6 protein-coding genes are annotated in these 6,505 nt (G+C 67.5%); 1 reads left to right on the forward strand and 5 read right to left on the reverse strand.

Annotated elements, in window-relative coordinates:
- From nadD to JCM9942_RS09360, 5 genes are all read right to left on the reverse strand, one after another.
- A partial coding sequence (nadD, locus tag JCM9942_RS09340) for a nicotinate-nucleotide adenylyltransferase (protein ID WP_157722848.1) occupies positions 1-451 on the reverse strand: 451 nt, incomplete at its 3' end.
- A gap of 13 nt (positions 452-464) precedes the next feature.
- Complete coding sequence (gene holA, locus JCM9942_RS09345; RefSeq protein ID WP_054659235.1) at positions 465-1,508, reverse strand: DNA polymerase III subunit delta; 1,044 nt, start codon at positions 1,506-1,508, stop codon at positions 465-467.
- Positions 1,509-1,551: 43 nt separating this feature from the next.
- On the reverse strand, positions 1,552-2,127 hold the full coding sequence (locus JCM9942_RS09350; protein ID WP_054659237.1) for an LPS-assembly lipoprotein LptE: 576 nt from the start codon (positions 2,125-2,127) through the stop codon (positions 1,552-1,554).
- A gap of 88 nt (positions 2,128-2,215) precedes the next feature.
- Positions 2,216-4,858: a leucine--tRNA ligase gene (gene leuS / locus JCM9942_RS09355; protein ID WP_054659239.1), complete on the reverse strand. Its 2,643-nt coding sequence runs from the start codon at positions 4,856-4,858 to the stop codon at positions 2,216-2,218.
- Positions 4,859-5,033: 175 nt separating this feature from the next.
- Entirely contained in the window at positions 5,034-5,621 is a 588-nt protein-coding gene (locus tag JCM9942_RS09360) for a DUF998 domain-containing protein (protein ID WP_054659241.1), read from the reverse strand.
- A gap of 306 nt (positions 5,622-5,927) precedes the next feature.
- Here JCM9942_RS09360 and trxA point away from each other — a divergent pair.
- The coding region (gene trxA, locus JCM9942_RS09365; protein ID WP_054659243.1) for a thioredoxin at positions 5,928-6,505 on the forward strand (578 nt) is incomplete at its 3' end.

The following is a 6,505-nucleotide window of genomic DNA, read 5'->3' on the forward strand; positions in this document are numbered from 1 at the left end:
CCGGCAGCCCGCCCTCGAGCGGACTGCCCGGGCGATCGGCCACCACCAGATGCGCCAGCTCCAGCAGGCGTTCCCATTCGTGCCATTCCGGCAGGCCCAGCAGGCTGTCGGCCCCGATCAACAGCGCGACCGGTTGCGAGGCGCCGATCTGCGCGCGCAGCTGACGCAGGGTATCCACCGTCCACGATGGTACGCCGGGATGCTCTTTCGCCCGCACCAGTTCGCGCAGGTCCACGCTCAGCCCGGGCTCACCGGCGATTGCCAGTTCCAGCATCGCCGCACGCTGCGCCGCATCGGCGCCGGGCGGTGCACGATGTGGCGGATCGGCGGCCGGCATCAAGCGCACCGGGCTGGCCAGTTCGTCGCGCGCGCAGCGGGCGATAGCCAGATGGCCATTGTGAACCGGGTCGAAGGTTCCACCATAGAGCAGCCACAGCCGCGATGGCGCCATCACTGCCGGCACTTCAGCGCGTTCCACGGACCAGCAGCCGGACCGCTTTGGCCTCGGCCAGCGCCAGCAGCAGACGCTCCAGTGCCAGCCACGGATCGCCCTCGGCCCGGCCTTTGGCCATGCGATCGATCTGCGAGGCCTCGGCGACGAAACGCTCCCAGCGGCGCGGATCAGGGTGCCGCTGCAGCGCGCGCTTGAACGGCGCCTGGCGCGACTCCCAGATCCCCTTGCTCTTCATCTCCGCGGCCAGGTTGCCGCCGGCGGCATTGATCCGCGCCAGCCCTGCCGTCAACAGCAGCTCGCGGATCAGGATCGGCATCAGCGCCGCCACCACTTCGCCCTCGGCCCGCAGCCCGGCGAGCATGCGCAGCACCGCCTGCGGCTGGCCGGAAAACGCCGCCTCGCTGAGCCGGAAAACGTCGTAGCGGGCCGCATCGGCCACCAGCGACTCCATCTTCGCCACGTCCAGCGCCTGCCCGTCAGCAAGCAATGCCAGCTTGTCGATTTCCTGCGCGGCCGCCAGCAGATTGCCTTCCACCCGCTCGCTCAGGCGCTGCACGGCCGCGGCATCGGCACGCAATCCCCTGGAGCGCAGACGCCGCTCGATCCAGTCACCCAGCTCGTGCGGCTTGATCGCCCAGGCCACCGACAGCACACCGGCCTTGCTGACCGCCTCGGCCCACTTGCCCTGATGCGCCTTGCTCCATTCGCCGGCGGTGATCAGCAGCACCACATCGGCCGGCGGCTGCGCGCAGAAATCGCTGATGACCTCGGCGCCCTCCTTGCCCGGCTTGCCGGTAGGCAGGCGCAGCTCGACCAGGCGGCGGGCGCTGAACAGACTCGGCGCATTGAAACTGGACGCCAGTTGGCCCCAGTCGAAATCGCGCCCATCGGCATCGAACACCTCGCGCTCGCCAATGCCGTCGGCGCGCGCCCGTGCGCGTACCGCATCGGCCGCTTCCAGCACGCGCAGCAATTCGGGTCCGGCGATCAGGTAGACAGGCGCCAGCGGCTGCGAGGCCGCCTGGCTGGCCAACTGTTCAGGGCGCAGTTCCATCTAGTGGCACCCGGCCGATGCGTTGCCCCTGCCAAGCACGGCCTCAGCCTGCCCCGTTGGCGTCATCGGCGCCTTTGGCTTCCGGTTTGGCGCGTGCCTTTTCGAGATCGGCACGGACCACGCTGTCGATACGGCGCAGGATCGAGGCAGCCATTTCCCGGCGCAGTTCATCGGCCAGGATTTCACGTTCGGTGGTGGTGCCGGTGGCGTCCTCCGGCGGCGAGACATAGTCACGCGACAGTTCGATCGCCTGCTCGGGCACGATCACCGAGCCGTCCGGACGCGAGAAGCTGAAGATCACCGCATAGCGCAGGCTGAACTCCTGCGCACGGCCCTGCGCATCGATGGCGATCGGCAGATCGCCCCAGCGCTCGGAGCGGACCTGCAGACGGGCAACGCCACTGCTGTCGGCCGAGGGCATGGCCTGATCCTCTTCGACAACCGTCGCGCCCGACGCCCGCAAGCCACGGTTGAGCAGCTTCACCAGCTCGCTGTAGCGTACAGAGGATTCCACTTTCACCGCCGGCGTATCGGCGGGCAAGGTGAGCGTGTTGCGCAGATGGAAACCGCAGCCGGAGAGACTTGCGGCGAGAATCAGGGCGATCAGATATCGGGTCATGGGCACAGTCTGGCGGAGCCGGCCGGGAGCGGCAACAGGCAGGGAGCCTGCCTGATGCCGCGTGAACAGCACTTGAGATCCGCTGGGTTTAACCGGCAACGATGTTGACGATCTTGCCCGGCACGATGATGACCTTGCGGATCGTCATTCCTTCCAGGAACTTGGCCGCGTTCGGTTCGGCCAGGGCAGCGGCTTCAATCTGGTCGCGCGCCGCGTCGGCCGCCACCTCGATGGTGCCGCGCAACTTGCCGTTGACCTGCACCGCCAGCGTCAGCGCATCCTTGACCAGCGCGGCCGGATCGACCTGCGGGAACGGCTGGTCTTCCAGCAGCGTTTCGGCATGGCCCAGCAGCTGCCACATCGCATGGCAGGCATGCGGGGTGATCGGATTGAGCATCAGCACCGTCGCCTGCAGCGCTTCCTGGCGTACCGCGCGGGCCTGTGCGCTGTCGTCGTTGAACTTGGACAGCGAGTTGAGCAGCTCCATCACCGCGGCGATGGCGGTGTTGAAGGCGTGGCGGCGACCGTAGTCGTCACCGACCTTGCCGATCGTCTCGTGGGTCTTGCGGCGCACCGCCTTCTGCTCGGCGGTGAGCGCAGCCACGTCCAGCGCCGGTGCGGCGCCATCGGCCACGTGCTTGTGCACCTGCGCCCACAGCCGGCGCAGGAAACGCGCCATTCCATCGACACCGGCCTCGTTCCATTCCAGCGACTGCTCCGGCGGCGCGGCGAACATCGAGAACAGACGCACCGTATCGGCACCGTACTTGCCCACCATCGCCTGCGGATCGACGCCGTTGTTCTTGGACTTGGACATCTTCTCCGAGCCGCCGACCACCACCGGCTGGCCGTCGGCGATCAGCGTGGCGCCGGTGATGCGGCCGCGCTCGTCCCGCTCGACGTGGACGTCGGCCGGGTTGATCCAGTCCTTGGAACCGTCCGGATTCGGCCGGTAATAGGTATCGGCGATCACCATGCCCTGGCACAGCAGGTTCTGCGCCGGCTCGTTGCTGTCCACCATGCGTGCGTCGCGCAGCAGTTTGTGGAAGAAACGGAAGTACATCAGGTGCAGGATCGCGTGCTCGATGCCGCCGATGTACTGGTCCACGGGCAGCCAGTAGTTGCCGCGCTTGTCCACCGCGTCCCGGGCACCGGGCGAGGTGTAACGGGCGTAGTACCAGCTGGACTCCATGAAGGTGTCGAAGGTGTCGGTCTCGCGCTCGGCCGCGCCGCCGCACTCCGGACAGCTGGTCTTACGCCACTCCGGATCGGCCTTGATCGGCGAACCGGTGCCCAGCAGGGTCACGTCCTCCGGCAGCACCACCGGCAGCTGGTCTTCCGGCACCGGCACCGCGCCGCACTTGTCGCAGTAGATCACCGGGATCGGGCAGCCCCAGTAGCGCTGGCGGCTCACGCCCCAGTCGCGCAGACGGTAGTTCACCCGGCGCTGACCCTGGCCCTTGCGCTCGAAACGCTCGGCCAGCGCTTCGAACGCGCCCTGGAAGTCCAGGCCGTCGAACTCGGCCGAATTGACCAGCTCGGTCTCGCGGCTCTTGTCGCCGTACCAGTCCTGCCAACGGTCCGCATCGTAGGTGCGCTCGTCGCCGTTCCTGGGCGACTTCAGCGCAATGACCTGCTTCTTGGGCAGGTTGTACTTGCTTGCGAATTCGAAATCGCGCTGGTCGTGGCCCGGCACCGCCATCACCGCGCCGGTGCCGTAGCCCATCAGTACGAAGTTGGCGACCCACACCGGCACCTGCTCGCCGCTGACCGGATGGATGGCCTTCAGGCCGGTGTCCATGCCGCGTTTTTCCTGGGTTTCCAGCTCGGCCTCGGAGACACCGCCCTGTTTCAGCTCGGCCAGCAGGGCGGCCAGCTTCGGGTTGCTCTTGGCCGCATGCATGGCCAGCGGATGCTCGCCGGCAATGGAGACGAAGCTCACGCCCATCACCGTGTCCGGACGGGTGGTGAACACGCGCAACGGGTCCAGCGCGCTGCCGTCGACATCGCGCACGTCGAACTGGATTTCCAGGCCTTCGGAACGGCCGATCCAGTTGCGCTGCATGGTCTTGACCGACTCCGGCCAGCCCGGCAGTTCATCCAGGCCGTCCAGCAGTTCCTGGGCGTAATCGGTGATGCGCAGGAACCACTGCGGGATCTCGCGCTTTTCCACCAGCGCGCCGGAACGCCAGCCGCGGCCGTCGATGACCTGCTCGTTGGCCAGCACGGTGTTGTCCACCGGATCCCAGTTCACCACCGAGTTGCGGCGGTAGGCCAGGCCCTTGCGCATCAGGCGGGTGAACATGCGCTGCTCGTGGACGTAGTACTCCGGCGTGCAGGTGGCGAACTCGCGCGACCAGTCGATCGCATAGCCCAGCGATTTGAGCTGGCTGCGCATGTGGTCGATGTTCTTGTAGGTCCACTTGGCCGGCGCGGTCTTGTTCTTGATCGCCGCGTTCTCGGCCGGCAGGCCGAACGCGTCCCAGCCCATCGGCTGCAGCACGTTGTGGCCGGTCATGCGCTTGTAGCGGCTGATGACATCGCCAATGGTGTAGTTGCGCACGTGGCCCATGTGCAGCGCACCGGACGGATACGGCAGCATCGACAGGCAGTAGTACTTGGGCTTGTCCGAGGTTTCGTTCACCTCGAATGCTTTCTCGGCCTCCCAGAATTTCTGGGCGGCGGTTTCAACCTGCTGGGGATCGTAGATATTGGGTTCGACGCTGGACATGGCAACGCTGGGCAACGGCAAAGCGTGACAGGGTACCGCAGTGCATCATGGCACTCCAAACCGCCCCCCGGCCAAATCCCCCTGCTCACCGCAGATCATTGATATGGCGACGGTTTCAGCCCTCCCCCCAACCGCTGCGCGTCACCGCAACCGGTCCATCCGCGTCGTTTCCCGCTCAGCCGCGCGCCGGAGCCAGTCGCACCGCCGCCAGCAGCCAGACCAGCCAGCCAAGAAACGCCAGCCGCTGGGCCATGGCCACCGGCATGACGCTCTGGAACACGAACGCGCTGCACAGGCTCCACACCACACAGCCCAGCGTCAGCACCGCCAGTGGCCGCCAGGCACTGTCCCTGCCCGCCCCCAGCCGCAGTGCAACGGCACCGGCACTGAACGCCACCAGCCACAGCAGCCAGGCACTGGCGTGGTACTGGCTGGCCCGGCTCTCGATGTCGTCCACGTCCAGCGGCAGCAATCCCATCGCCGTGAAGGCCACCGTCGCCAGCAACAGCATCTGGCCGCCGACCCGCAGGATCCGCGGTGTCGAGGCTGGCATCCTCAGGATCAGCGCCAGCGCCACCACTGCGGCCAGCAGGCCCGGAACCACGAACCCGAGCACACTGAACGCGGCGCCTCCCGCCACCCCGCGTGCCCCCAGCAACGACACTGGATGGCGCAGCTGGTCATACCCGTCCAGCTGCGCGCCAAATCCGATGACGCTGGCCACGCCGATGACCACTGCCAGCGGACCGGCCCCGATTTGCATTCGCTTCCACACTGACGCCACCACGCACCTTGCCACGCTGGCCGGAACAGGCGCCCGGCTACGGCCTACATTGTGCAGGCTGCGCCCGGGCTTGGCACCGGCTCCATCCGGCGCTGCGATCAGCCGGGCCACTTCCCGGCGGCCGGGGCCGCATCCTGGAACATACTTATTGAAACTGTGCTGGCGGGCCGGACCGATACGACGGGGTCACCCGGGCGCCCCGGGGCAGCAATCCGTCGCCGCCGAGGTTGAGATAGCGCCCGGTCGTCGCCATAAAGGAAGCTCCCGCCAGCGATGAATCCAGCCATGAGCGAACTTCCCCACGTTTTCGACGCCACCACCGCCACCTTCGAAGCCGACGTCCTGCAGAAATCGATGCAGACCCCGGTGCTGGTGGATTTCTGGGCGACGTGGTGCGGTCCGTGCAAGACCCTGGGGCCGATGCTGGAAAAGCTGGCCGGGGAATACAACGGGGCCTTCGAGCTGGCCAAGGTCGATGTGGACAAGGAGCAGCAGGTCGCCGCGGCCTTCCAGATCCGCTCGGTACCGACCGTGTTCCTGATCAGGGACGGCCAGATCGTCGATGGCTTCCCGGGCGCGATGCCCGAAGGCCAGCTGCGCGAATTCCTGACCCAGCATGGCGTCACCCCACTGGACGCCCCGGACGCCGCCGAAGAGGCCGCTCCGCTGCCGCTGGACCCGCAGGCCCAGATCGCCGCCCTGCGCGACTCCATCGCCGCCGAACCGGACAAGGACGAGCTGAAGCTGGAGCTGGCGCTGGCCCTGCTCAAGACCGGTGCCACCCCCGAAGCCGGGCAACTGCTCGACGCGCTGCCGGCCAACCTGGCCACCGATGACCGCGCCGTGCGTGCCCGTGCCCGCCT

Source organism: Stenotrophomonas pictorum JCM 9942, assembly GCF_001310775.1.
Lineage (GTDB): Bacteria > Pseudomonadota > Gammaproteobacteria > Xanthomonadales > Xanthomonadaceae > Stenotrophomonas > Stenotrophomonas pictorum.